Below are 22759 nucleotides of genomic sequence, written 5' to 3'. Positions count from 1 at the left end.
GTCATTAGTCAGTAGTCATTAGTTATTTGTTGTTTGCTACCAAGGCTTTTCTGCTACCAATGCCCCATGCCCAATTCCCAATTCCCAATTGCCAATTCCCAATTCCCAATTCCCAAAAAGTTTATGTCTGAATGGATAGAAATCGGTAAAATTGTAGCAGCTCAAGGTTTGGACGGGGAAGTGCGAGTCTATCCCGATTCTGATTTCCCGGAAAGGTTTATCGAACCGGGGAAGCGGTGGATTTTGCGCCCTAACAAAAGTGAACCGGAACCGATCGAGTTTTTGGGCGGTCGCTATATTCCGGGCAAAGGGCTGTATGCTGTAGAGGTAGAGGGTGTGGAAGACCGCGATAGTGCTGAGGCGCTGCGGGGCTGTAAGTTGTTTGTTGAAAAGACCGATCGACCTTACCTCGAATCTGATGAGTTTTACGTCCAAGATTTGATCGGTATGGAAGTTTTTAACCAGTTAACCGGGGAAATCCTAGGCAAGGTAAGTGATATTATTCCCGCAGGTAACGACCTTTTAGAAGTAGAAACGAATCTAACTGCGCCGGAAACTGTCGCCGCAGAATTAGAAAAGCCAAAACAGCCTGAAACTCCCCAAGCAAACGCTGACCCCAGAAATACCCGCAAACCACGGAAAATTCGTGTTAAAGAGCCTAAATCCACAAAAATATTGATTCCTTTTGTGGAAGAGATTGTGCCAGTGGTTGACTTAGAACAAGGCAGAATTGAAATTGTGCCTCCTCCTGGTTTGTTGGAATAATATCATGTCCGGTCGCTCGACCGGATATGATATTAGTTATTAACAATGCCCAATCCCCAATTCCCAATTTCCAATATTAATCATTTCCTTTATTTGTATACCGCACTATCAAGTAGCTGATGGAAAGCGCGAAAATTGCAGTCGCCAAACCAATCAAGTCGGCTGCGGTTTTTTTTTCCAAGTCAAGAATAATGATTTTTCTAGATACTGCTATCAAAGAAGTTACAATAACCAGCTCAACTTGAATTACGTGCTTTTTCAGATAAGCTGTAATATTTTCCAATATTTCCAATGCAATTAAAACATTTAAAAATAACCCAAATATCACAAACAACGTGTCTTTTAAAAAATTATCAGTGTGGTTTGCCAATTCTTGTGCTAAAAAAATCACCAAATCGGCAACGCTGACGATAATTACCAAAATCATCGCCAGTGATAAAACTTTCGATATTATTACTTCTACACTTTCTGTAAAATGCAGAAAATTTTCATCATTGCTTAACTTCGCAATTTGCCTAAATATTTTTTTCAGCATACCAGTGATTTAGTCATCATTTTTGATGATTTTGTCATTTTTCGGTACGCTTTGCAAGCGCAAAACTCTCTGATTGCCTGGTTTCACGGTGGCAACCCGGGCACTGGGGAAGGCGACTCTCTCTGCCTGTTATATTTTATAGTTTTTCGTGTCAGCTAGGAATCGATCGCACGCGATGAACTCCTGCTTAATAAATTTTTGCCATAAAAAAGCCTCAAACTATTGTCTAGCAATATTTTGAGGCTTTTAAGGCGCGGTGCTAATACTGAACTAACTATCTATTCTCAACAGAGAATGATGGTTGACTCCCAGCTTGCTCCGACGCAATATAGAAGATAGCTAAAAATTTAGCTCGGGTGGTTTAGTAGCGACGAGAATTGCCACCGCGATCGTTGTTACCCCAGTTACCGCCGCCACTAGGACGTTCTTCACGGGGTTTTGCTTTGTTGACTTTGAGGTCGCGACCCATCCACTCAGCACCGTCAAGAGCCTCAATGGCTGCGGCTTCTTCGGCTTCAGTAGACATTTCTACAAAAGCGAAGCCCCGCATCCGACCTGTTTCCCGGTCAGCAGGCAACTGAACGCGCTTTACTGTACCGTACTCTCCAAAAGTTTGGTTGAGGTGCTCCTGCGTTACTTCGTAGGATAAATTGCCGACATAGATTGACATTGAACATTCTCCAGAATCAGAGGGTGTAGAGATTTAAATCCGGAGGAACGCCGATCGAACGAACTGTACTGCCGAAAATAAAGCCTTGTAAAAAAATCATAGCACCTATAGGTGCAAACTGCAATTGTCTGACTCAATTAATTAAAAATAAGGTAGAAGGCCTTCGCCAGAAGGCATTCTGCGGAAGGAAAAACTCCCAATCAAGAAGGAACAACTCAGAATAAATAAATTTAATATAAATTTAATTTTCCTTGTTTCCGGGCTCTGCCGGGGAAACGCTGTTTTTAGGCTGCGTAATGGCATAACGATTTTAGGTTTTAGATATGGGATTTGGGATTTAAGATTTATGTGTAGGGTATGTCCGGGTTCAAAATTGCTCGATCGAGAGAGGTTGTTATCCTAAAAACGGATACAAGCCCCGGACTCCTGTCGCCAAGAGTGCAAAATTTTAGACTCTTGTTCAAGATCCCAGATTCATCTGTGGAGTAAATCTCCAATCTTTCAACTGAGGGCGATTGACTCAGAGATCCCCGAACGTCAACCACGTTCTTCCCCATGTCGATCGCCCGCTGGTTCCCGCTCGTTCGGCGGTGATGTGTAGCATCCCGTCGTTCGATGGCAGCTCAAGAAGTGACGGCGAGGGTGGATTTTTGCCAATTAAATTCCTCAACTTCTGCGACAGTTTCTGCCCCAACCAGCACCAACTGCACCGCACAAGCTTTTAACTCAGGCTGTTTGGAATCTGGACAGCTTGCAGCATGAGTCATGGCATTGGCTTCAGCGCCTTCGGCCCACAGAGAACCCCAGTGCATCGGTACAAATAGCGTACCTGGGGCGATCGCCTTTGTGACTTTTGCCGGAAACTGCGCCTTGCCGCGGCGCGATCGAACTTCCAGCAAATCCCCCTCCTTAATCTGCAATTTGGCAGCATCACGGGGGTGAATTTCCAAAAACGGATCGGGGTGCAATTGATTAATTTTCTCTGTTCTCCCCGTCCGCGTCATCGTGTGCCAGTGTCCGTAAAGTCTCCCTGTCGTCAACACAAACGGATAATTCGGATCGGGAGGTTCTGCCAGTCCCCGCGAGTGATAGGCCGAAAATCTTGCCCGCGCGTCAGGAGTGTGAAAACGCCTGTCTGTATACAGCCGTTTCGCTTCGTTCGCTGGATGCACAGGCTCGTTTTCCCGGCAAGGCCACTGCTGCGGCCCTTCTTGGCGGATGTATTCGTGGCTCAGGCCGGTCATATCGCAAGGCTGGCCCCGCGTCAACTGCACGTACTCATTAAAAACCTCCGCACTGTTCTCGAAAGCAAAGTGTTGGGCAAAACCCAACCGCCGTCCCACCTCGGCGAAAATGCTCCAGTCGTCGCGGGCTTCCCCGGAGGGAGTGTCGAAACCGGGACAAAAGGTAACGCGGCGTTCGGAATTGGTCATTACTCCGGTTTTTTCGCTCCACTGCGTTGCCGGCAGCAGGATGTGAGCGTAGGCAGAGGTTTCAGTGGGATAGTAAGCTTCTTGATAAATAGTAAAGGGCGATCGCAGCAAAGCGGCTTTCGTGCGTTCCAAATCCGGCATACTCACCACCGGATTAGTAGCTGCAATCCACAGCAACTCAACTTCGCCAGTTTCCAAACCGGTGATCATATCCCAAGCTGTGCGGCCTGGATTCGGGGAAATACTTCCCGGTGCGATTCCCCAAAATTCCTCGACTTGGGTTCTGTGTTCAGCATTTTTCACAAATCGGTAGCCTGGGAGCAAGTGAGACAGTCCTCCCGCTTCCCGCCCTCCCATCGCGTTTGGCTGGCCGGTGAGGGAAAACGGGCCGCATCCCGGTTTGCCAATTTGACCGGTCATCAAGTGCAAATTAATCAGCGATCGCACCTTTGCCGTGCCTTCCGACGACTGATTTATTCCCATCGACCACAGAGACAAAACGCGCTGCGACTGTTCCCAGTAGTTTGCCGCCGTTTCTAACTCGCCCACAGTAATGCCGCAGCGCGAGGCTACAAAATCCGGCGTGTAGCTGCTAATAACCTCAGCAAAAGCTGAAAAATTCGCCGTGCATTCTTCAATAAACTCAGAATCTATTGCTTGCCTGCGTAACAGCAAATATGCAATTCCATTAAGCAAATCTATATCGGTACCCGGTTTAATTGCTAAGTGCAAATCCGCCGCTTCCGCAGTCGGAGTCCGCCTTGGATCTACCACAATCATTTTGACATGGGGATGCTTTTTGTGGTATTTTGCTAATCGATTGAATACGATGGGATGGCATTCCGCTGTATTGCTACCAATAATAAAAGCGCAATCTGTTAATTCTAAATCGTCGTAACAGCAAGGCGGCCCATCCGAGCCAAAGCTTTGAACGTATCCAGAGACTGCTGAAGACATACACAAGCGAGAATTAGCATCAAAATTATTAGTACCCAGACAACCTTTCAGTAGTTTCTGGGCAATATAATAATCTTCTGTTGCGAATTGACCCGAACCGTAAACACACAAAGCATCGGGGCCACTGGTGCTGCGAATTGTTTGGATGCGGTTAACAATTGCATCGAGAGCTTCGTCCCAGCTAGCGCGGCGGAAGGGTTGGTCGAGAGTATCTCGCATCATCGGATACATTAGCCGATCGCTCCGAATAGACTCTGCTACGGTTGCTCCCTTAATACAAACCATGCCCTGACTCGATGGGTGATTGCGATCGCCCCGCACTTTCCAACTTTGTTTTTTGTCGGCAACAACTTCTAGACCGCAACCTACACCGCAGTATGGGCAAAGAGTTTTTATAGTTTCCATCTGGTGATTTTAGATGCTAATTTTTGAAAGCTAATGGGTAATTGGTAATTCGTCATTATAGTCGGAACTGAGGGCTCCTGCAAATAATGTTTTAATCATTACTAACTTACCGCAAAAATGCTTCACAGCAACGGACAATACCCTGACTTAAAATAAACCGCTATCTTCTAAAACTCGCGAGCCATCGGGTTTGTAGTCAGTGGATATTCGCTCCTAAATACCTCTCTAACAGAGGTACTCCTGCCCTAAATCTTGTCACCCCACCTAGGGGAGCGAGGAAGAATTGTTGCAGGACTCAAACAGCGCGCCGATACTACTTTTGACCTTGTTGTTGATAGCAATCTGAGATTTAGTGGGCGAGTATTATGTCGCCTATTTCTGTGTTTTAACTTCTAATACGCCTCCGTTGCTGGGGCTAAAAGTTACTTGGAATTCAGCAGTTTTTTCAGCAGCGCCTGCTGTGGCACCGGCAGGAGTTTGCAAAACCGGCAGAGGAGTTTCTTTGACGAAATCTTTAGCTGCTTTATTTGTGGGATCGAACTGTAGGATATCGCCGTTTTGTTTTACTTTGACCCGATAAGTCAAGCTTTCGGTAAATGTCGGAGTTGTTCTCCATTGTTGGTCGATTTGTGCATACAACTTCTGTCCGATCGCATCGAGTTCGGCTTGGTCAGAAATCTGTGATGTGGCAGCAGCAGCGATGGGTGCAGGACTTGCAGCAGCGATGGGTGCAGGACTAGGATTCGGTGCGATCGAACTTGCTGCGATTGGCGGGCTGGGGGGAGAACTCACAATCGCCCCGGCAGTCGGCGCCGGAGGTGCAGTTTCTGCTAGTTTCGCTTGCTTTAGCTGGCTGGAAACAACCGACATATTGACCGCAGCTAAAGTAAACATTGCGACGAACCACGAGGCTGCCAGGATGCCACGTTTGATCGACGAGGCTTCTGAGGGTTCGGCAGCGTGAGACACAAAAGGTGCAGGTGCAAGAGGCCTATCAGCAACCGCAGGCTTTTTGCTAGCAGGTAATGGCATCGGTAGCGCGACGGCTTCTGTCTCCGAGTCCGTTTCTTCACCTTCTTCGTGGTGGGCGTAGCGAGAAAACAGGAACTCCAAAGCAAAGTTACGCAGTTCGTAGTATTTCGGGTCTTCCATAATCCGCGCCCGGTTGCGGGGACGGCTGAACGGAATGTGCATATCTTCGCCGATGGAAGCTGCTGGCCCGTTGGTCATCATCACGATGCGATCGGCCAAAAACAAAGCCTCATCAATATCGTGAGTAATCATAATGACGGTAATTTTTTCCTGCCGCCAAATTTTCAGCAATTCTTCCTGCAACTCTTCCCTGGTAATCGGGTCCAGAGCTCCGAAAGGTTCGTCCAAAATCAACAGTTTGGGACGAGTTGCCAGGGCTCTGGCGATCGCCACCCGCTGTTTCATCCCCCCGGACAATTGGCCCGGTCTTTTGTGACAAGCTTCGGTCAGCCCCACTAATTCCAAGTGTTCCTTGACGATCGTATTGTGTTCGTCTGCGGACTTTTCCGGGTAAACATTTTCAACGCCGAGGTGAATATTTTCTGTAGCAGTCAGCCATGGTAGTAGCGAGTAGTTTTGAAACACGACCATGCGATCGGGGCCTGGTTCAGTAATCTGCGAACCTTCCAGGGCTACTTCTCCGTTTGTCGGCCCGTTGAATCCCGCGATCATATTCAGCAAAGTTGATTTGCCACAGCCAGAGTGACCTATCAAACAAATAAATTCGCCTTCATTAATAGTCAGGTTTACACCGTCGAGAACGACGTAAGGGCCTTTAGGAGTTTCGTAGACTTTCGATACGTCTTTAATAGTAAGAAAGTCTTGCTTTGGCGTTTGAATTTTGGTTGTTTGGGGAGTTTTGAGAGTTTGCATATTTTCAGGATTTGGATTTTGGGTTGATGAATTAGACATGACAAATTTCGATTGAGAATTTGAAATTAGGGAGTTAGGAAGCGGAAAATGTGGAGTCTTGTTTCCTGATTTCTGGCTCCTCATTCCCTCTTCCTATTTGCTAGTTATGCTGGCAGTTTGATGGAACACTGACTGCCTATTTGTTCAATTAAGATTTCTTCAATGCGGACGGCGCGTTTGATTTTGACATTGTGAAGATAGTCGATCGGGTCGTCGAGATTAAACACAGTGCCGTCAAATAGCTCGATCGTCCGGCGATCTCTGGCAATATCCGGCAAACCCAATTCCCGTACTGCTTGACCGAAAACATCGGGCCGCAAAACTCGATCGACCACTTCCACCCAGTTTTTCGGGAACGGGATCAGTCCCCACCGAGCCATCTGCGCCATCACCCACACCATTTCTAGGCGGTCTGGAAAATTGGTTTTGTCAACAGAGAACTGGTTGAAATTGTAGAGCATTTCTGGTTCTGCCTCCGTACCGGAGTTGTATGGATCGATGAACCCTGGACGGATGTCTTTGGGATCGGCGCCGATGTATTGTTCTTGGCTAATCAATCCTAGGACTTCTTCGCGGTTGCGGCGATCGTCGCAGTATTCGCAGGCTTCCAAAAGCGCTTTGACGAGGGCGAGGTGGGTTTGAGGATATTTCTGAGCCCAATCTTCGCTAACACCGAGAACTTTTTCGATGTGTCCGGGCAGAATATCCAGGGAACGGGCCATAACAAAACCCGTACCACTGTTGACTGCGTGCGAGTTCCAGGGGTCGCCTGAACAGTAGCCGTCAATGTTGCCTGCTTTTAAATTTGATACCATCTGCGGGGGCGGAATCACGGTCAAGCCCACGTCGAGGTCGGGGTCGATGCCGCCGGCGGCCAGCCAGTAACGGAACAGCAGATTGTGCATGGAGGCCGAGTGTACCATGCCCAAGGTGTGAACTTTATCGGGAGTCTTGGCGATCGCAGCTTTGAAATCCTCTAATGTCCGAATGCCTTGTCTGTAAAGGTCTTTGTTGAAAACAATCGAATTGCCGTTGCGAGAGAGCGTCATGGCGCTACAGACGGGTACAGGGGCTTCACCGTCGAGGCCCAACAGCATCCCGATCGGCATTCCTGCGACCATTTGCGCCGCGTCCAGCCGTCCTTCGGCAACTCCTTTGGCGATCGCTTTCCAGCCCGGTTCGCGGCTGAGAGTAACTTCTTCCAACCCGTGGGCTTTGAAAAATCCTTTTTCTTTAGCTACTACTAAGGGGGCGCAGTCGGTGAGGGGAATAAAGCCGATGTCGAGGTTGATTTTTTCCAGGCCGTTGCGGGCGATGACAGCGGGTTGTTGTTTGGCCCGGCGCTGTTTGACCCGCTTTTGCTGGTTGAGGAAGTAAACCATTTCGTTACGCAGCGCGTAGTAACTCGGATGGTTGACAACTTCCATGCGCTTGCGGGGGCGGGGAATGTTCACTTCGAGGATTTGCCCGATTTGGGCTTCCGGGCCGTTGGTGAGCATCACAATGCGATCGCTCAGTAATAAAGCCTCATCCACATCGTGAGTTACCATCACGCTGGTGACTTTGCTTTCCTCGCAAATTTTCATCAACTGGTCTTGCAAACCGCCGCGAGTTAAGGCATCGAGGGCGCCGAAGGGTTCGTCTAGCAGCAGCAATTTCGGGCGAATCGCCAGGGCGCGGGCGATCGCAACTCTTTGTTTCATCCCCCCAGAAATTTCGCCTGGGCGTTTGTCGGCCGCGTGTCCGAGTCCGACCAATTTAATGTGGTGTTCGATCACCAACTCCCGATCTTCTTGAGAGTTACCGCTGTAAATTTCATTTACTGCTAGGGCGATATTTTCGCGCACCGTCAGCCAAGGTAGTAGCGAGTAATTTTGAAACACCACCATTCTGTCCGGGCCTGGATCGCGGACTTCCCGCCCTTCTAAAGTAATCCCGCCCTGACTTGCTTTGTCGAGGCCGGCGATGATATTTAGCAGCGTAGATTTGCCGCAGCCAGAGTGCCCAATTAAGGTGATGAATTCTCCCTTTTTAATTTTCAGTTCGATATTTTTAAGAGCGATGTATTGCTCTCCGTTGGGCAAGTTAAATACGCGGTCAACGTGGTCTACTTCAACAAATACTGACATGGCAATTTTAGGTTAGTTTGTAATTTGTATGATGCTGATTATTAATTGGGAATTGGCCAAACAGGGCATTGGGCATTAATTTACAACTCATTTCTACCAGTTTGTAGTTGGCAACCATTCCCCATTCCCCATTCGCCATGCCCGATGCCCTGTTTGGCCGATGCCCGATGCCCAAATCCTATTTTTGTTCTTCAGGAACAACTTTGGAAGCAATGAAACCAACGATTCTGTCTAAAATCAAACCGACGATTCCTACATAAAGCACTGCTATAATCACTGCGCTGAGTCGAGAACTGTTGTAAGCGTCCCAGATGAAGAAGCCGATGCCGACGCCGCCGACTAACATTTCCGCAGCTACGATCGCCAGCCAAGACAAACCGATGCCAATTCTCAAGCCAGTGAAGATGTAAGGAACAGAAGAGGGAAGCAGGATTTTCCAGAAGTATTTTTGGTTGGGGAGGCGCAAGACGCGGGCGACGTTTCTGTAGTCTTGGGGTATTTGTTGAACGCCTACTGTGGTGTTAATTAGAATCGGCCAAATTGCTGTAATTAAGATTACGAAAAGTGCAGAAACTTCGTTAGCTTTCACCCCCATGCCTTCAAAGGGATTGAACTGTTGAAATACGGCCAGGGCGATCGGCAGCCAAGCCAGGGGCGGGATAGTTCTAAATACTTGAAACAGCGGATCTAAAGCATCGAACATTAGGGAGTTTGTCCCGATCAGGATTCCTAAACTGATGCCGAGAACTGTTGCTAAAGTAAAGCCGATCGCCACCCGCTGCAAGCTAGCCAAAATTTGCCAGAACAAGCCTTTGTCTGTACCGCCGTTGTCGAAGAAAGGATTGATAATTAGATTCCAGCTTTCTTGGACTGTTTTGATGGGTCCCGGCAAGCTGGACTCTGGACTGTTGCAGAGGATTTGCCAGATTATGAGCAGAACTGCAATTGCTACCAGCGGGCGGATGATTTTCCGGCGGTTTTTCTGAACCTGATCCAGAACGAAATTTACTGGATTTTTGCTTTTAGTAACAGCGAGGTTTGTTGCCATTTTTCTTTTTCCAAGATTGTGAATAATCGATTATTTGTAGATACTTTGAAGTGTTCACCGTGTCTGGGGTGGGTTGAGTTAGGAAACCCAACTCCACTCAATTAAAAAATCGGTCAACTATCAAAAGTGAACAGTCAACTGTCAACTGTGCACTAATTATGCTTTTTTGATTGCCAAACTCTTCAGATATTCTTCTGGTTTTTCGGCGTCAAACTTCACGCCGTCAAAGAATGTTTCTACACCGCGAGAACTGCTAGTAGGAATTTGGGCTGCGGGGACGCCAAGTGTTGTCGCTGCTGCTTTCCAAATATCTTCGCGGTTAACTTTATCAACCGTTGCTTTGATATCGGTAGTTGCCGGGATATAACCCCAGCGAATATTTTCAGCTAAGAACCAAGCATCGTGACTCTTGTAGGGATAAGAAGCATTATCTGCCCAAAATTTCATTGCCACAGGGCTGGCGGCTTCAACGCGACCGGTACCGTAGTCAATTTGACCCTTAGAGCGACTGATAATATCTGCGAAGGGAACTTTTAACCACCTATCTTGAGAAATGATTTGGCACATTTCATCGTGATTTTCTGGCTTGTCGCACCACTGCTGGGCTTCCAGTACGGCCATGGTAAGTGCTTTTGCAGCTTTGGGATTTTTGTCAACCCAATCTCCTCTTAAACCTAAAGCTTTTTCAGGATGATCTTTCCACATTTCTCCAGTTATTAAGGCGGTGTATCCTACCTTTTGAGTAACTAGCTGAGCATTCCAAGGTTCGCCTACGCAAAAGGCTTCCATGCTGCCAGATTTCATGTTCGCTACCATTTGGGGCGGCGGTATGGGAATCACGGAAACATCTGTATCTGGATTAATACCGCCTGCTGCTAGCCAGTAGCGTATCCACAAATCGTGGGTGCCGCCGGGAAACGTCATAGCAATAGGAACGTTTTGATTACCAAAAGCTGCTTTCAGCGGTGCGCTGTCTGTACCTACTTTTAAATCTAGGTATTTTTTGCTCAAGGAAATTGCCTGACCGTTAGTATTTAACCGGGCGAGAATGTACATCGGCACTGGCTGATTGCCTTTGGTAATAGTGCCTAATGACATTTGGTAAGGCATGGGGGATAAAATGTGGGCCCCGTCAATGCCGCCTTTTTCGGAACCGAGTTCTAAGTTGTCGCGAGTAACTGGCCAAGATGCTTGTTTGGTAACTTGTACGTCTTTCATGCCGTACTTGGCAAATAACCCTTTTTCTTGGGCGATGATTAAGGGTGCTGCGTCGGTGAGGGCGATGAATCCGAGTTTGGCTGCGGTAACTTCTGGGGCGTCGGCGGGATTGATGTTGACTGCTGGGGCGGCGGTGGGCGAAGCGCCGCCGGGAGTTGCGTTAGATGTGGTGGGACTGGAACTGCAACCGTGGGCTAGGAGGGTGCCGGCTGCTGTTGCTCCAGCGGTGATGATGAATTTTCTTCTAGAAAGGTTGCTCATTTGTCTTGAATTGTTGTTGTACTTGGAGATGGTGGAAATGTGAGATGTGAGATTGATTCGCGACCTTCGCATCGCATCTGACATTATTTAGATTAGGCGTCGATCGACACTTTGCCGATCGCCCGCGCGCTGCAAGTTAAAATGAACCCTGGTTCTAAGTCAGCAGCCGCGTCTGGTTTGCTGTCGTAGACTGTTTGGCCTTCTAGGAGTTTTTGCTTGCAAGTGCCACAGCTTCCTGACCGGCAATTGCTGTCAAGTTCGACCCCGGCCCGTTCGGCAACATCGAGAATGTACTCATCTTCGCTGCAAGCAACTTCTTTGCCCGATCGAGCGAAAATGACAGTAGATGTCTGAGGTTGGGCTGCCGAGACTGCTGTTTCGCCCTCCTCAACCGTCAATTGCAGTTGCCGGTTCAGCACAGCTACATCCCCTGTAATCTCTTTAGGAACTGCCCCAAACTGCTCGACTAACAGTTGATGCAGCAGCGGTTTGAGGTCTTCGCAAGGGATGCCTTTTTGGACGCAAGCACCCAAATGAGCGTCTTTGCCAACTGTGCCTCCCATGTAAATGTCTACACCTTCGAGGGTTTTGCCGTTCTTGCGAACTTTTGTTCCCATCAAACCAATGTCTGCTACCTGGGGTTGACCGCAGGAATTGGGGCAACCCGTCCAGTGAATTCTGACCGGTTTGGGTACTGACAGTTCAGCTTCGAGTTCCTCAATCATTGCCACGGATCGGCTTTTGGTTTCGATGAGGGCGAAGTTGCAAAACTTGGCGCCGGTGCAGGAAACCAAGGCTCGTGTCAGCGGTGCGGGCTCGATGGAAAAACGCTGCAACAGGGGTTCTTTGACCAGCGATTCTATCCGCGAGTCGGGAACGTTGGGAATAATCACGTTTTCTTCCACAGTGAGCCTGAGTTCGCCGCTACCGTAAACCTCGGCAATTCTGGCCAAATCGAACAAATCCGATGCCTGCAGCCGTCCGACGGGAACGTGGAGCCCTACATAGTTGAGCCCTGATTGTTTTTGGGCGTAGATGCCGATGTGGTCGCGTTTGTCCCAGGTGATTTCATCTTTGGGCGCGGCGGCGGGCAAAGTGCGCCCTAATTCTTGTTCGACTTCGGCTCGGAATTTTTCGATTCCGAGTTCGTCAATCAGCCACATCAGCCGCGATTTTTGGCGGTTTGCTCTTGGGCCTCGATCGCGAAACACAGTTAAAATTGCTTTGCACAAATCTACAACGTCGCTGGGACTTGCCCATGCGTTGAGAGGAATTGCAGCGTCGCAGCGTTTGGCGGAGAAGAAACCGCCGACTAATACGTTAAAGCCGATGTTGCCGTCTTTGTAAGCGGGTACGAAGGCGATGTCGTTGATTTCTGCGTGGACTGAGTTGTCGCGGCAGCCTGCGATCGCAATATTAAACTTTCTCGGCAAATTTGAAAACGCGGGGTTGCCTTCGCCGTTGTTCGTAATCATGTCTTGGACTTGGTTCGCCAGTTCCCGCGTATCTATCAGTTCGTCGGCGTCCAGCCCCGCGACTGGGGAACCCGTGATGTTACGCACGTTGTCCATGCCAGACTGGATGCTGGTCATGCCCGCTTCTTTGAGGCGGCGGAAGATGTCGGGTACGTCTTCGATGCGAATTCCGCGCAATTGCAGGTTTTGTCTGGTGGTGATGTCGGCGCTACCGTCGTCGCCGTAGCGTTGGACGATTTCTGCTAGGGTTCTGGTTTGATTGCTAGTTATGATGCCGTTGGGCAAGCGCAGCCGCATCATGAATTTGCCCGGAGTTACTGGCCGAAAGAAGATGCCGAGCCATTTGAGGCGGTGCTCGCGATCGATTTCGTCCATTGCTTCCCAGCCGATTGCGGCGAAGTGGTCGAGTTCGCCTTTTAATGCTAAGCCATCTTTTTCGGCTTTGAGTTTTTCAAACTTGTTCAGGCTCGCTTGGGCTTTGGGTTCTACTGTTTGGGTCATCGGTTTACCCTCGCTGCTGGCTTGTGTGGGGAGGTATTGACTTGGAGCATAAAGTGTGTGTTTCCTGCTAACCTTAGTGACTGTATGGATTTAAAACTGTATATTTAGTTACTAGATGGAATTTCTTTTAAGCATGGTTGGTCTTCTGTAAACTTGAGCTTGACTGGGCGCTAGCTCGAACGTCGCCAAACTATTTATGGTTATAGTTGCTACCGATGATTCGGTCGATCGCTCTGTTTCGATGCACCTTTGTTATGAGCTAATGTAAAGCCCACGATTGTAAATATTCGTATCTATTTTTACAAAATATTGAGTTTTATGAATATTTCGCATAATGCCCATGCGTTTTATACATGGGAAATGGGTAAAGAGACCCCCAAAACCGAAAAATCTCTCTAAATCTTTAGATTTAGGAGGGAAAGGGGGAAATTGGAATATCTAAAATTAATTTTGTGATTGCGATCGCAGACTTAAAACGAGATCGTCACAACATTAGAGCGGTCGCTGTCACACAGTTTGCCTCAAAACATCACATTGTGTGCTATGCCAGCGTCACTATTAATTTTCCCAGAACGAGAGATGATATAAGCATCGAATTTAAGGAACGTCTCATGCTTTTAGTTCAACTTATCCCCGGCGCTATTTCCGAAATGCTTGCCTCTGTTACGGAGACGGGTTGTTTGACTTTAGCCGATCGCTACGGCTTGATGGCCGCTGTTTTGGACGACTCTCTCGACGATGAATACAGACATTCGATCAACCGCCTGCTGCGTTCTGTGATCAAGGGAAGAGTCAAGATAGTCAACGAACTGTCGGCGATATATTAACAGGATTTAAAAATTTGATTGATTCATGCAGCGCCTAAGAGTGCAGAAACCACCGAGGGAGTTAGAAGGAACCCACGATGCCTGCAGCGGATGTAGGGCCGGAAGTTGATTGGGTGTTCTAAAAACGTGTGATCGTTCTTGCCGTATGATTTTTTTTGACTATCCAATTCTCGCTTTGGGTGGCACTTACAGAAAAAGTGCTGATTCATGAGAGCCTGTTGGGTTGAACGCTGATGGTAAAATTAGTAAAATTGCTGTGCGCGATCGGCATTTGAAGAGTTTGAGGAATGAAGTCATCCCAACCAAGGTAATTATAATTATTAGACATCTCCAGCAAAGCCTGTCTTGAACAGGCAGGATGCCTGTTCCACAATAATTATTGGAGAGGTATATTGAACAGGGCTGGCGATGAAAGACAATTTATGAAAATTATTAATCAAACAATCGAATTATTAATAGAATCCGGTCTCGGCATCTACAACATCACGCCCCATATAGCAATCCTTGCAGGAGTCATAAATTTTTTACCCCACCCCAGCCCTCCCCGAACCCAAGGGGAGGGAGTAAGAAATTCACAAATGATTTAGGATGGCTATAGCCCGCCCTCAACATACAATTTAAATGCACAACAGCTTACCAAACAAGCTGCCGTTTGCGTTAGCTGTATTGAAAATTTGACCGGAAAAATTGAAGAATAAATCGCCGTAGTTGATGTTGCCTCTTTGAGCTAGTGAGTCGGCATATCCGGCTAAACTTAGATTAGAATTGATGGCGATGAAAGCTGTATCTGATGTTTCTTTGATGGCGATGCCGTAAAATTCAAATTCCCCGCCGCCGATTTGAGCCCCTGTCACGCCGTCGTTCAAGGAATCGATCGCGTAATTCCAGCCGTTAGATAGCGTTGCTGCTGTAGCTTTTTGTTGCTGTATTGCGAAAAGGAGACAGAAACTAGCCACTGAGTAAGTCTAGTGGAGGCTGTTTTTAGCAATGGATTTCATAAAACCCTCCCTGGGAATCATTGTTAAATTGTCAAGTCTGCTCGCTCGACTGTTTTTAATTTTTAGTAAATCATACAGCAGATTCGGTGGTTGATGAAGTACAGTAGCCGCTATATTTATGTTGTGTGATTTTAATATGTAGGGTGCGGATCTGCAACCTTTTAAATAGAACTTGCAGATTGACGGGTGGCGACGCACCGATGCTTACTACAGGATTGTGTGTACTGGGAGCATCTCATATTTGTAAAAACACTTCTTCTGGCTCCTTCCTTCTTCCTCTTCCCTCTTCCCTCCTGCCTCAAAACTCCAATTTTTAGCGTGGCTGCTTTCATTGAGATGCTCCCCAGCAAGAGGGCCTCAAAACTCCAATTTTTAGCGTGGCTGCTTTCATTGAGATGCTCCCTGATGCGTAGGCCAGAAACCGGGTTTTTGTTGAGAAGACGCATGACAGTGTAGAAACCCCAAAAAACTCGGTTTCTTTGATTGTGACGCGCGGGCTAATCCCCACCCAGTGAAAAATCCTGTCACAATAAAATCAAGACTACCGAGAGACCAAGTGGGTATCGAACTCAAGCTACCGTCAGGACACTGAATCATTTAAAATTCAAGTTGGGGCGACGATCACCCCAATCATTCCCAAAACCTAGGTGTTGCCATGCGTAAAATTGTACTATTCATTGCATCTAGTCTGGACGGTTATATCGCCCGATCGAACGGCGATATTGACTGGCTGTTTACAGACCAAAATTACGGTTATAGTAAATTCTTAGATAGCATCGATACGGTTCTCATGGGTCGGAAAACTTACGAACAAGTTCTAACTTTTGGCGAGTATCCGTACCAGGAAAAAAAAAGTTATGTTTTTACAAAAAATCTAGATTTTCAAGCTACTTCGGATGTGGAAGTGGTAACAGAGTTAGAGAGTTTTGTCAATGACTTGCGCTTGCTGGAGGGCAAAAATATTTGGTTGGTGGGAGGTTCTCTGCTGATTCGCGATTTCCTGAATCAAAATTTTGTTGACGAAGTGATTCTGTCGGTGCACCCGATTATTTTGGGCGAGGGAATCCCTTTATTTGTTAATCCCATAAACACTACATCTTTGCAGTTAACTGGATGTCAGACATACAGTTCTGGCATGGTTCAGCTATCTTATGATGTCGCGACTTGAGGGCGCGCCCAATTGCTAAGTCGCTTGCAAAAATACTGTCAGTTGGTTATCAAAAAAGGTAAGATAGGAATAAGTAAGTTAGTTATCGATATATTATGTCTGCCAAAGATGTTTTTCATGAAGTTGTCAAAACAGCTTTGCAAAAAGAAGGCTGGCATATTACCCACGATCCGTTTCCGATTAGTGTGGGCGGTGTAGATATGTCGATCGATCTGGGAGCAGAAAGGCTGATTGCGGCAGAAAGGCAAGGCGAAAAAATTGCCGTTGAGGTCAAAAGTTTTTTGGCAAAATCGTCGGCAATCTCGGAATTTCACAGAGCATTGGGGCAGTTCATTAATTACCGAGCAGCACTCAAAGAAAAAGCACCCGATCGCATTTTGTACTTGGCTGTGCCGTTAATAACTTATGAAGAATTCTTTCAACTAGATTTCCCGAAAGCAAGGATCGAGGAAAATCAGGTAAAAATGATTGTTTATGATACAGCAGTTGAGGTTATTGTAGAATGGAAAAATTAATCAAATATCGGCAAATTGTGCAGCAAATGTTACTGGAGTACGGCCAGCACAAACCTGCTCACGGAGACATTGAAGTCGAGACAATTATTGATACAGAACGAGATCATTACCAAATCTTTTATGTGGGCTGGGACAAGCAGACTAGGGTGCATCATTGTAGCATTCACATTGATATCAAGGGCGGAAAAATTTGGCTTCAATGGAATGCGACTGAAGATGATATTGCTGAAAATTTAGTAATAGCCGGAGTTCCAAAAGAGGATATTGTTTGGGGATTTCAGCCGCCCTTTATGCGGAAGTATACGGGTTATGCAGTGGAATAGATCGCAGATGATGAAATGTGTTTGCTACTTTTTGTTATTAATATCTTTTTTCGGGGCCGCCCTTCCTGCTGACGCCTCTGTTTGCCGCAATTATCAAGGAAGCGAGATTTGCATTGTCGATATCAAACGCAGTGCAAAAAATTATTGGGAATACAGGGTAATTCTGAGTGTTGATGGAGTGAAACAGCCTCTGGAAGTCTACAATTGCCGCGATCGCACTACAGTTAAGAAAGATGGAACTGTTTTGACGTTTGGACAAAACAACCCTGGTGAAATCGTCTGCAGTTTTTTTAAGAAATAGCATATTTGTGACGGGCTAGAAGCCCATCCCACTCATTGTTTGATTGATTTAACTGCTTCCAAGGCTCTGCCTTGGAACCCATATAAGCGAGGCTCTGCCTCGGCTGGGAAGATGGAGGCAGAGCCTCCGGATCTGCGTTACCAGGCAGGAGCCTGGTAACGAGTAGTAATCAACTTTTCATGTTTGTTGTGGGATGGGCGTCCCGCCCGTCCTTTCTGGGCGGGCAGGACGCCCTTCCCACAAGAAAAAAGGGAAATTATTTAATTCTCATTCCGCAGTACACATTTTAGTTAGAATTTGCCGTCTACTGCTGAAACGCAACGTTCGCAAATTAGCGGATGTTCGATCGACTCTCCGACGTGAGTAGAGTAGTTCCAGCAACGATCGCACTTTTGGCCGTCTGCTTTGACTACACCAATCGCCAACTCTGGAGACTGATAACTGTACGGCAATTCCTGCAGGATGGCATTCGATTCTACCAGTTCCACTTCCGAAGTAATGAACAAATAGCGCAATTCATCTACACCCTTGCCGGTCATTGTAGAATGGTGCCCTGCAGCTAGGTCAGCAGGAATTTCTGGTTTGGGTTCGATCGCAACTAATTCTGGTTGCGGGATTTGGGCTGTTTCTACAAACACTTTTTCGGCTGGGGCTGTTTGTGCGATCGCCCCTGTTTCTACAAGCACAAGCGCTGTATCTAATGCCGGTGCGAGGACGATCGCCTGTGTTTCTGCAAGTACAAGCGCCGTACTCCGGCCCACCACATCTGCTGTCAGGAAATCAATTTGTTGTGCAATTTCTTGACGGTTGGCGGCAAACAGCAAGTGACGGAAAGCAAACCAGATTGTAAATAAGATGCCGATGACTTCAAAGAAGCCTCCCAAAAGCGGTATCTGATTCATCGTATCCAAAATCGCCAGCGTTACTCGGCCCGTTATCAACACAGAAGCTAAGAGTCCAAGTGTTACCAGCGCTTGTTGGTATTCTGTAAAAAAGTTGCCTGCGTATTCAGGCAAATTAGCCACAAACTCGGCGGCTTGATCTAAGATTGGCTGCGAATCTGAAGCCGACAGTTCAGGGACAGAATACTCTACTATCTGAGAAGGTCGATCGCTCTTTTGTGCGATCGTTTTCGGCTCAACATAAATTTTGTTTTCTGTCAAGACTTTAGCAACTTTTGCCGCTTGTTCTTCCTGTTTATCTTGTGCTGCTTTTGCTTTCTCCTGGGCCGCTAACTCGATGACTGAATTTTGCGATCGCACATAATCCACCAATTCTTCACTGCTGGGATTCAAAGCTTGCAATTGCTCTCTTTTCTCAACATCGGGAACGTACAATAAAACCTTAGCTTCCAAAGAAGAACCGATCGCCTTTTCAATCCGCGCTTTTTCCAAAACCTTGTTAACTTCGCCCCGCACTTGTCGCAAATACTGCCAGCGAGTAGCCAATTCTGGATTGTGCCATGAAGCATCAATTTGCACCCAGCCGGCTTCAAACACGGACTTGTAAGGAGTCGGATAGGGAAGGTACTGCCAAATATCCTCAGCCATGTGACACAAAACAGGTGCGATCGCCCTTGCCAAATTCTCCACAGCGATCGCAATCACCGTCTGACAACTGCGGCGGCGAAGGGTATCTGTCGCGCTGATGTAAAGTCGGTCTTTGGCAATATCCAAGTAAAAATTCGACAAATCTACCGTGCAGAAATTCTGCACAGTTTGGAAGAATCGCGAAAATTGGAAGCTTTCAAAAGCATCTTGGACTTCCGCAAAAACTTCGCCCATTCTGTGCAGCATATAGCGGTCTAGTTCCGGCAATTCCTCGTAAGCAACGGCATCTTTTGCCGGATCGAAGTCGTGCAAATTGCCCAGCAAAAACTTAGCTGTATTGCGAATTTTGCGGTAAACATCCGATTGCTGTTTGAGAATGTTTTTGCCCAAAGGCACATCTGCCGAGTAGTCTACCGAAGACACCCACAACCGCAAAACATCGGCTCCATATTCCTTAATTACTGACGCTGGATCGACGACATTGCCTTCGGATTTGCTCATTTTCCGGCCTTTTTCATCGAGCACAAAACCGTGAGTCAAAACTGTTTTGTAAGGAGCAATGCCGTTAGTTGCTACACTGGTAAGCAAGCTGGATTGAAACCAGCCGCGGTGTTGGTCTGAACCTTCCAAATAGATATCAGCCGGATAGTTTAATTCCGATCGACCTTTGGCAACTGCGGCCCAGGAAGAACCCGAGTCAAACCACACATCCATCGTGTCTGTACCTTTGCGGTAAGTGCGGCCGTTATTGCGGTAAGATTCCGGCAGCAATTCATCGATCGACAATTCCCACCAAGCATCGGAACCCTTCTCAGCAAAAAGGGCTTGCACATGGGCGATCGTTTCTTCATTTAACAGCGGTTCGTTGGTTTCTTCATCGTAAAATACGGGAATCGGAACGCCCCAAGTCCGCTGGCGAGAAATACACCAATCGGATCGATCGCCCACCATTGCAGTAATCCGATTTTCCCCTTGGGCGGGAATCCAATTCACACCGGCGATCGCTTTTAAGGCTTCATCTCGGAACCCTTCAACCGAGGCAAACCACTGTTCCGTCGCCCGAAAAATAGTCGGCTTTTTCGTGCGCCAATCGTAAGGATAAGAGTGAGCGTAACTTTCCTCTTTAATCAAACAATTTGCTTCGGCAAGGGCATCAATCACTGCGGCATTGCCATTTCCGAGGACATTTAAACCTGCAAACTGTCCGGCTTCGGCAGTGAAATTTCCGTTCTCATCTACGGGCGTTAAAACTGGTAAACCGCAGCGTTTTCCGACGATAAAGTCTTCTTGTCCGTGCCCCGGTGCGGTGTGAACTAATCCCGTCCCAGAATCAGCGGTAATGTAGTCACCGCCGGCAACAATCGGACTTTCGCGATCGAACAGCGGGTGTTTGTAGATGCAACCTTCTAATTCTTTGCCTTTGAAGGTGGCAAGTATTTTTAATTCAGTGTTAAAAGTTGCCGACAGCCGATCGACCGCATCGACAGCTACTAACATAAATTGTTGTGCGATGTGGGAATTTGCCGGCGGTTCCACCACCGCATAAGTCAGTTCTGGATTAACTGCGATCGCCAAGTTTGCCGGAATTGTCCAGGGGGTAGTCGTCCAAATCGCCGCCCAGAGGCTTGGCATATAGCGCTTGAGCTTCGACTGCAAAGATTTTGACAATTTTCTCACATGGAAGCCGACGTAGATGCTGCGCGACGTGTGACCTTCTGGATATTCCAATTCCGCTTCGGCGAGGGCTGTTTTCGAGCTCGGACTCCAGTGAACCGGTTTAAAGCCGCGGTAGATGTAGCCTTTGAGCACCATTTGACCGAAAACGCCGATTTGAGCGGCTTCGTATTCGGGTTTTAGGGTTAAATACGGGTGTTCCCAGTCGCCCCAAACGCCGTAGCGCTGGAAGGATTCGCGCTGCTGTTCCATTGTTTGCTGCGCGAAGGTGGCGGCTTTGCGGCGGAGTTCGATCGGCGTAAGATTTAGCCGATCGTCCGATTTCATGTTTTGCAATACTTTAAGTTCGATCGGCAATCCATGACAATCCCAACCGGGCACGTAGCGGACTTTTTTGCCGCGCAACATTTGGTAGCGGTTGATAAAGTCTTTGAGGATTTTGTTGAGGGCGTGGCCGATGTGGAGTTGTCCGTTGGCGTAGGGTGGCCCGTCGTGGAGGATGAACAAATCGCCTGGGTTATTTTCCGAAAGGCGATCGTAGATTTCTTGATCGGCCCAAAATTGTTGCAATTCTGGTTCCCGTTTGACGGCGTTGGCGCGCATATCAAACTTGGTTTTGGGCAGGTTTACCGTGTCTTTGTAAGATTTAGCTTCCATTTTTGAGAAACGTTTTATGTAGTTAGTTGTTAGTAGTTAGCGGTTATTTGAAAGATGATATCAAGTCCGGTTAAATAATCATAATTAAGTTGGTAGTGACAACTTTAGTCATCTCTCGTCATTGAAGAGCTGACAACCAGATATTTTAGTATAAGCGATCGACCGCACATTAGATCGAACCAAATCCGTAGAGCTCTCTCTCTTCTCCTCCTCTGCGCCCTCTGCGCCCTCTGCGGTTAAAAAATCCTTCATAAATCAAGGTTGCGCTACTCAGTCAGCCAACTGAACATTTCACCGACGGTGAGATTGAAGGATTCGGCAAAGGTTGGAACGGGGATGCGATCGCCCCGTTCTTCAAAAACTGCTAAAGTGCGATCGGCAAAATAGACAAATACCAGTTCTTCTTCCGGGTCAATCAACCAGCCCATCTGGGTTCCGTGGCCGAGACTGTGGAGAATGTTGCGGACGACTTTAGTTTGACTTTGGTCGGGGGAAAGAATTTCGATTGTCCAGTCGGGGGCGAGGGCGAAAGTGTTGGCTACTTCGCCGTTTTCATCGCGGGGAATGCGTTCCCAGGTAAAGACTGCAAGATTCGGTACTGTCGATCGACCACCAAAGGTACAGCGCAATTCTGAATAGGCGCGGGCGATGCGTTGGGGTTTGAGTACCCGGTTAATGTCAGCACCCAAATCGCTTTGAATTGTGCTGTGTTTTCCTTGGGGCATAGGTTTCTGGATAATCTGACCATCGATGAATTCGCTGGCGGGTTTGGTTTCCGACAGTTGGAGAAATTCATCGAGACTCAAAGGTTTAGAAGCGGTTTGAACCATTATTTTAAGTTGATTTAAGTTTAATTTGTATTAGTTAAGCGATCGGGCATTTAATTTATCAAGAAAATGGGTCTAAAACCCTGTCCTTCGCTTGACGGCTTTAAGGGGTCTAACTCGTTTGACGGCGAGTCCGACAGGGATTGAAATCCCTGTCTCATAGCGCAAGTCCTCTGCAAGAGGACTGAGGAGGTTGATTAACGTGAAATGCGAAACTCAACATCGAGTTAAATTGAGACTTGCAGTCGGTTTTATGCGAAACTCAACATCAAATTGAATTGACACTTGCAGTCCGACAGGGATTGAAATCCCTGTCTCATAGCGCAAGTCCTCTGCAAGAGGACTGAGGAGGTTGATTAACGTGCAATGCGAAACTCAACATCAAGTTAAATTGAGACTTGCAGTCGCTTTTATGCGAAACTCAACATCGAATTGAATTTAGACTTGCAGTCGGTTTTAACCGACTTTCGCTATGAGACAGGGAATTCATTCCCTGTCGGACTGTCGGACTGTCGGACTGTCGGACTGTCGGACTGTCGGACTGTCGGACTGTCGGACTGTCGGACTGTCGGACTGTC

General features: G+C 47.4%; 18 protein-coding genes and 1 pseudogene. 6 read left to right on the top strand and 13 right to left on the bottom strand.

Annotated elements, in window-relative coordinates:
* Window positions 1-123: 123 nt before the first annotated feature.
* Entirely contained in the window at window positions 124-765 is a 642-nt protein-coding gene (gene rimM / locus QUB39_RS10575) for a ribosome maturation factor RimM (RefSeq protein ID WP_333056199.1), read from the top strand.
* Window positions 766-841: 76 nt separating this feature from the next.
* Here rimM and QUB39_RS10570 read toward each other — a convergent pair whose 3' ends face one another.
* From QUB39_RS10570 to QUB39_RS10530, 9 genes and pseudogenes are all read right to left on the bottom strand, one after another.
* Window positions 842-1300, bottom strand: a complete 459-nt coding sequence (locus QUB39_RS10570) for a phosphate-starvation-inducible PsiE family protein (RefSeq protein WP_333056178.1) — start codon at window positions 1298-1300, stop codon at window positions 842-844.
* Window positions 1301-1661: 361 nt separating this feature from the next.
* Window positions 1662-1970, bottom strand: coding sequence for an RNA recognition motif domain-containing protein (locus QUB39_RS10565; RefSeq protein WP_015179102.1), 309 nt, complete (start codon window positions 1968-1970; stop codon window positions 1662-1664).
* Between the two features lie 623 nt (window positions 1971-2593).
* Complete coding sequence (locus QUB39_RS10560) at window positions 2594-4765, bottom strand: nitrate reductase (protein ID WP_333056179.1); 2172 nt, start codon at window positions 4763-4765, stop codon at window positions 2594-2596.
* Between the two features lie 372 nt (window positions 4766-5137).
* Window positions 5138-6709, bottom strand: coding sequence for a nitrate ABC transporter ATP-binding protein (locus QUB39_RS10555; protein ID WP_333263447.1), 1572 nt, complete (start codon window positions 6707-6709; stop codon window positions 5138-5140).
* A gap of 104 nt (window positions 6710-6813) precedes the next feature.
* Window positions 6814-8838, bottom strand: coding sequence for a nitrate ABC transporter ATP-binding protein (locus QUB39_RS10550; protein ID WP_333056181.1), 2025 nt, complete (start codon window positions 8836-8838; stop codon window positions 6814-6816).
* A 178-nt stretch (window positions 8839-9016) separates the two neighbouring features.
* Window positions 9017-9886: a nitrate ABC transporter permease gene (gene ntrB, locus QUB39_RS10545; RefSeq protein ID WP_333056182.1), complete on the bottom strand. Its 870-nt coding sequence runs from the start codon at window positions 9884-9886 to the stop codon at window positions 9017-9019.
* A gap of 156 nt (window positions 9887-10042) precedes the next feature.
* A complete protein-coding gene (locus QUB39_RS10540; protein ID WP_333263444.1) occupies window positions 10043-11365 on the bottom strand; it encodes a CmpA/NrtA family ABC transporter substrate-binding protein in 1323 nt (440 codons plus the stop codon).
* A gap of 92 nt (window positions 11366-11457) precedes the next feature.
* On the bottom strand, window positions 11458-11784 hold the full coding sequence (locus tag QUB39_RS10535; protein WP_333056200.1) for a 2Fe-2S iron-sulfur cluster-binding protein: 327 nt from the start codon (window positions 11782-11784) through the stop codon (window positions 11458-11460).
* Window positions 11785-11802: 18 nt separating this feature from the next.
* Window positions 11803-13341, bottom strand: a pseudogene (locus QUB39_RS10530) (ferredoxin--nitrite reductase); the annotation flags it as partial.
* A gap of 611 nt (window positions 13342-13952) precedes the next feature.
* On the opposite strand from QUB39_RS10530, the gene QUB39_RS10525 reads away from it, so the two are divergent.
* Window positions 13953-14168: a hypothetical protein gene (locus tag QUB39_RS10525; RefSeq protein ID WP_333056184.1), complete on the top strand. Its 216-nt coding sequence runs from the start codon at window positions 13953-13955 to the stop codon at window positions 14166-14168.
* A 205-nt stretch (window positions 14169-14373) separates the two neighbouring features.
* On the opposite strand, the gene QUB39_RS10520 is transcribed toward QUB39_RS10525, so the two are convergent.
* Both QUB39_RS10520 and QUB39_RS10515 read right to left on the bottom strand, forming a co-directional pair.
* Window positions 14374-14496, bottom strand: coding sequence for a hypothetical protein (locus tag QUB39_RS10520; RefSeq protein ID WP_333208478.1), 123 nt, complete (start codon window positions 14494-14496; stop codon window positions 14374-14376).
* Window positions 14497-14785: 289 nt separating this feature from the next.
* Window positions 14786-15124: an XDD3 family exosortase-dependent surface protein gene (locus QUB39_RS10515; RefSeq protein WP_333056185.1), complete on the bottom strand. Its 339-nt coding sequence runs from the start codon at window positions 15122-15124 to the stop codon at window positions 14786-14788.
* A gap of 697 nt (window positions 15125-15821) precedes the next feature.
* Between QUB39_RS10515 and QUB39_RS10510 the strand changes: the two genes are divergently transcribed.
* The 4 genes from QUB39_RS10510 (at window position 15822) to QUB39_RS10495 (ending at window position 17473) form a co-directional block, all read left to right on the top strand.
* Window positions 15822-16334: a dihydrofolate reductase family protein gene (locus QUB39_RS10510; RefSeq protein WP_333397709.1), complete on the top strand. Its 513-nt coding sequence runs from the start codon at window positions 15822-15824 to the stop codon at window positions 16332-16334.
* A 95-nt stretch (window positions 16335-16429) separates the two neighbouring features.
* Window positions 16430-16849 carry a XisH family protein gene (locus QUB39_RS10505; RefSeq protein WP_333056187.1) on the top strand — a complete coding sequence of 140 codons (420 nt, stop codon included), beginning with the start codon at window positions 16430-16432 and terminating at the stop codon, window positions 16847-16849.
* Window positions 16837-17172 (top strand): XisI protein, encoded by a 336-nt coding sequence (locus QUB39_RS10500; protein WP_333056188.1) that lies wholly within the window; start codon window positions 16837-16839, stop codon window positions 17170-17172. The genes QUB39_RS10505 and QUB39_RS10500 overlap by 13 nt, the downstream gene beginning before the upstream one ends.
* A complete protein-coding gene (locus QUB39_RS10495) occupies window positions 17159-17473 on the top strand; it encodes a hypothetical protein (RefSeq protein ID WP_333056189.1) in 315 nt (104 codons plus the stop codon). Before QUB39_RS10500 ends, QUB39_RS10495 begins: the two co-directional genes overlap by 14 nt.
* 290 nt (window positions 17474-17763) lie before the next feature.
* Here the strand turns inward: QUB39_RS10495 and ileS are convergent, their stop codons facing one another.
* A complete protein-coding gene (gene ileS, locus QUB39_RS10490; RefSeq protein WP_333397705.1) occupies window positions 17764-21354 on the bottom strand; it encodes an isoleucine--tRNA ligase in 3591 nt (1196 codons plus the stop codon).
* A gap of 266 nt (window positions 21355-21620) precedes the next feature.
* Window positions 21621-22184, bottom strand: a complete 564-nt coding sequence (locus tag QUB39_RS10485) for a Uma2 family endonuclease (RefSeq protein WP_333056191.1) — start codon at window positions 22182-22184, stop codon at window positions 21621-21623.
* Window positions 22185-22759: the final 575 nt, after the last annotated feature.

Origin of the sequence: Microcoleus sp. AT8-B5 (assembly GCF_036705565.1) — a bacterium.
GTDB lineage: Bacteria > Cyanobacteriota > Cyanobacteriia > Cyanobacteriales > Microcoleaceae > Microcoleus.
The sequence above is the reverse complement of the archived record's forward strand: the minus strand, read 5'-3'. Positions and strand labels throughout refer to the sequence as shown.